The sequence below is a fragment of the Dyadobacter sp. genome, assembly GCF_051859145.1.
Lineage (GTDB): Bacteria > Bacteroidota > Bacteroidia > Cytophagales > Spirosomataceae > Dyadobacter.
Window position 1 is genome coordinate 1 of sequence record NZ_JBHYGF010000300.1, and the last position, 5,303, is coordinate 5,303.

The window sequence follows — 5,303 nt, forward strand, 5'->3', positions numbered from 1 at the left end:
TTTTTGGAAGGAAAGGAAATTGCCCAGGAAATTGGTTTCCCGCTGGTAATACGCCCCTCATTTACATTAGGCGGAACCGGCGGCGGTTTCGTAGAGAAAGAAGAAGATTTTGATCAGGCATTAAATAACGGCTTACACGCCTCTCCGGTACACGAAGTACTGGTTGAACAAAGTGTGATGGGCTGGAAAGAATACGAGCTGGAACTGCTGCGCGACAGCAATGGTAACTTCATCATCATTTGTTCGATCGAGAACTTTGACCCGATGGGCGTACATACCGGCGACAGCATCACGGTTGCACCCGCGATGACACTACCTGATACGCTTTACCAGCAAATGCGCGACCTCGCTATCAAAATGATGGACGGTATCGGGAAATTCGCTGGCGGCTGTAATGTGCAGTTCTCTGTGAACCCGGCCGACGACAAGATCATTGCTATTGAGATCAACCCACGCGTGTCACGTTCTTCGGCGCTTGCTTCGAAAGCAACCGGTTACCCGATTGCTAAAATCGCTGCCAAAATGGCGATTGGCTATAACCTTGACGAACTGATCAACCCGATCACCGGAAGTACCTCGGCATTCTTCGAGCCTTCTATTGACTACGTGATCGTTAAAGTACCGCGCTGGAATTTCGACAAGTTCAAAGGTGCTGACCGCTCACTGGGCTTGCAGATGAAATCCGTAGGAGAAGCGATGGGTATCGGACGTAATTTCCAGGAAGCATTGCAAAAAGCTTGTCAATCGCTAGAAATTCGCAGGAATGGACTTGGTGCCGACGGCCGCGAGTTGCGCGACCAAGAGGCAATCAAGAAAAGCCTGAAAAACCCGAGCTGGGACCGTTTGTTCCACATATATGATGCATTTAAAATTGGATTGTCTTTCAAAACAATCCAGAACCTTACCAAAATAGATGCATGGTTCCTGCGCCAGATCGAGGAACTGATCGAGCTGGAACACCAGATCGAGAAGTTTGACCTGAACGATCTTCCGAGAGAATTGTTGCTTTCTGCTAAACAAAAAGGCTACGCCGACCGCCAGATCGCCCATTTGCTTGGAACCAAGGAAAGCAAGGTGTACGACAGGAGAAAAGAGCTGGGTATCAAACGGGTTTATAAATGTGTGGATACCTGCGCGGCGGAATTTGAAGCAAAAACGCCTTACTACTATTCTACATTCAATACTTCACAGGAATACCCGGACAATGAATCGATTGTCAGCGACCGCAAGAAAGTAATGGTACTGGGTTCGGGACCTAACCGGATCGGTCAGGGCATCGAGTTTGACTACTCTTGCGTGCACGGGGTTTTGGCAGCGAAAGAGGCAGGCTACGAAACCATCATGGTGAACTGTAACCCTGAAACTGTTTCGACTGACCCGGATATTTCCGACAAGCTTTACTTCGAGCCTGTTTTCTGGGAGCACGTTTTTGACATCATTGAACACGAAAAACCGGAAGGTGTGATCGTGCAGCTTGGTGGACAGACTGCATTGAAAATGGCGGAGAAACTGGAAAAGTATGGCGTAAAAATCATCGGTACCAGCTACCATTCGCTTGACTGGGCAGAAGACCGCGGCCGGTTCTCGTCACTTCTGGAAGAACTTGGTATTCCATTCCCGAAATTCGGAACAGTACGTACATCTGACGCGGCAGTTGCGCTTTCAAGAACACTTGGCTTCCCGCTGCTTGTTCGCCCGAGCTACGTACTGGGTGGACAGAGCATGAAAATCGTGATTAACGAAAAGGAACTGGAACAGCACGTTGTAAAGATCCTGCACGATATTCCTGACAACAATATATTGCTTGACCACTTCCTCGAAGGTGCGCTGGAAGCAGAAGCTGACGCGATTTGTGATGGCGAAGACGCTTACATTATCGGTGTAATGGAGCATATCGAACCAGCTGGTATCCACTCCGGTGACTCGCATGCTGCATTGCCACCATTTGATCTGAGCGCCGACGAAATCCGCCAGATTGAGGAACATACGCGCAAAATTGCCCTGGCAATGAATGTAAAAGGTTTGATCAACGTGCAGTTTGCGGTGAAAAACGGCGTCGTGTATGTGATCGAAGCCAATCCGAGAGCTTCCAGAACGGTACCTTTCATTTGCAAAGCTTACCAGGAACCATATGTGAACTACGCAACGAAGCTGATGCTGGGCGATAAAAAGCTGTCTGATTTCACATTCAAACCTGTGAAAAAAGGCTGGGCAATTAAGATCCCGGTATTCTCTTTCAATAAATTCCCGAATGTAAACAAGGAGCTTGGGCCGGAAATGAAATCCACCGGAGAAGCAATCTACTTTATCGATGATTTGCAGGATGATTTCTTCCAGAAGATATATGGAGAGAGAAACCTGTATCTGAGCCGGTAAGAACGCATTCAGATCCAAATGTTAAGTGGCGTGCAGAGAAATCTGTACGCCACTTTTTTTAATAGCCGAAGTGAGTTTACCTATTCACATTTTGTAGAAAAACTTGTACTTTCGGGCACTTTTGTAACTCCTCTTAAACATGTTAAAACTTTACCCCTGCATTCTTGCATTGCTACTGCTTTGCTCACGTTCTTTTGCCCAAAACAATTCCATTACCATTGACCCTAACAATTTTTCGTCCTCGGTTTGTGTCAATACTACTTACAAGCTTCCGGTTATTCTAGCAGGAAATTTTAATGCGGATAACAAGTACACAGTACAAATCCGCAAGGATTACGCGAATAACATCAGTGCGGAGCTCCCGGCAGTTTTGGTGGGCGGTAACCTGGAATTCAGGATTTCGGACTCGCTCTCAATCCGAAACGCTTACGTTCAGATGCGCGTGTTATCCTCCTCTCCAAAAGTTCAAAGCGAGTGGAGCTCAACAATCGGAATACATACCAAAGGCAATGTTGTACTGAACTCTCCCGCCAAATCTGATACTTTAAATGCATTTGATCGTGTGAACATCCTGCTGGAAGGTAACAGCTTTCAGGAGGGCCGCATTACTCTGAGTGACAGCAGTAAGATCAGCATTTATTCCTATGACGGCAGATTTTCTCAACCATACAGCCTTACCGTTGCTCAAAGCGGCACTTATACGATTGCGCATGCAGAGAATTTCTGCGGGGCAATGGCAGTAAGCGGAAGCTACTCGGCGGTAGTTAACAAGACTGCTGTCAGAACAATGCTCGTAACACCCAGTGAGCTTTGTGAAAACAGTGAACTGAGGATACGGATATCTACAAGCGGAGAAGCTTTCACCAATGCAACTAAATACAAGGTGCGGTTCCTTCGTAATTCATACAGCAATGAGACTCCATTAGTTTTGGAAGCTCCTGCAACTGTGGACGGGAATTTTTTAAAGACGAGATTTCCCTCCAACGCGAATATCAATGGTTCGGCGGGTTACAATGTGCAGGTTGTTACAGAAAATCCGGCAACCGTTTCCTCTATTTACCAGTCCCAGATACAGGTATGGTCAGCACCCGGCGCAACGTTTAATACGCAGAGCCAGACGATCAATTTCGGCGATTATATGCAGCTGACGGTTAATATGACAGGACTAGCGCCTTACTCGCTTGAATTTGCCGATGGTACCGTTTACAAGTCCAACAGTTCAACAGCTTACATTACGAGCAATCCCACGGCGGATCAAAATTTTTCGATCAAATCTGTTACAACCGGTTGTGGCAAAATAGATATTCGTGACCCGCAGGTCGTGGAGATCAAGGTACGTCCCGGTATCAGGATTGATGAGTCCAAGCGGCAGCTGATCTGCGCAGGAACTCAGGGAAGGATTAAAATACAGACTAATGTGAATTTCGCCAGCTCTTCCCAATTCTTCGTCAAACTGTACAACCAGTTTACCGGTGAGACCAGCACGGTGAATGCAAGCAAAAACGGTGACTTTATTGAATTTTCATTGCCTGCACGTGAAGGCGGTTATGGCGGCTACGGTTATCAGGTTATCACCTCCCAACCCGCTTTACAAACAAACCAATCGTACAGCGTCGTGCTGCAAACGATGCCTAATGTGCAGTACACCGGCTTTAACGAGACATTTACATACGATAAGCCTCAGATTATTGCATTAAGATTCGGGCTAACCGGCGGCTCGCCTTACAAAGTTGAATACATGGACGGCACGATTGCAGAATATGAATACGAAGGAAATATTGCGGGCAAAGACTTTTTCCTCAAATCTGATACAGAATTCAAGATCAAATCGATCAGCAACAGCTGCTTTACTAATAATAGCCCGCGCTCTGTCAATCTATCGGTAAAATCGACCACCGCGCCCGGAATCTACATTGAACCAATCAGGAAAGAGATCTGTGAAACAGATAGTATTGATATTGTATTCGGCACGGTAGGGACCTTTAATCCCGGTAACAAGTTTCAAATTCAGGGTTATGGCAATTGCTGCGAGTTCCAGAACCTCAAAACAGTTGAAAGCGGCGGTACTTACAAGATCAGGCTAAAATCAAGTTACTGGTATTCAGGGAATGCCGGAGTACGGATTACCTCAACCAATCCGGTACTGTTCAGCGAAATTCAGACTACTACTTTGCAGCAGTCACTGTCAAACATTACCATTTACCCGGAAACAACTGCTGACAATCCAACCCTATTTCTGGCCCAAGGAAACGGATTTGTGACTGTCAGATCAGGGACAAGCAGCATTTCACAAGCCACCTATTCCGTTGACAGCGGCGGTGATCAGGTTTATACTTCGACCAGTACAGGCAATTCCTCCATTGAAATCCCCATTAAGTCACCAATTGGAAAAATGGCTGTGTACACGGTCAAATCTGTCGCGAATACGTGCGGAAGTGCGCCGGTGAACCTCAGTGCCCACGTAGTACCTGTTGCATACCGCATTCAGCTCACTACCTACAATGGGAACAGCAACTTCTGTCCCGGAGATCCGATTTCGGTTTCATTCGGTGTGAGCGAAGGTACAGCTTCACCATCAGCCACGTTTGACCTGGAAATTGTTAAACAATATTCAACTGAAAAAACAACCATTGTTAAAGGCGGTACCGGACCTACATTGAGCGGGTTTATTCCTGCGAACCTGGCTGCCGGCAGCTATAATATCCGGGTAGTTTCTTCGGAAGGGCCTGTTACTTACGATTATTATGTCCAGATCAATGAGCCGGCAACTGTCCAGCTGCTCAGCGAAAATATGAGCGATAACATTACCGTAGAGGCTGGACAGGCCATTAATCTGAAACTCAACTTTACCGGCAGTGGCCCCTTTAACGTGATCTGGCAGGATAACTCAATTACGAGCCATTACTCGGGTCTGCAGGAAACTATTT

At 46.7% G+C, this 5,303-nt stretch carries 2 protein-coding genes; both read left to right on the forward strand.

Going from position 1 to position 5,303, the window contains the following annotated elements; genetic code table 11:
- A partial coding sequence (carB, locus tag ACTIE6_RS16710; RefSeq protein WP_439557727.1) for a carbamoyl-phosphate synthase large subunit occupies positions 1–2,376 on the forward strand: 2,376 nt, incomplete at its 5' end.
- A gap of 139 nt (positions 2,377–2,515) precedes the next feature.
- A partial coding sequence (locus ACTIE6_RS16715) for a hypothetical protein (RefSeq protein WP_439557728.1) occupies positions 2,516–5,303 on the forward strand: 2,788 nt, incomplete at its 3' end.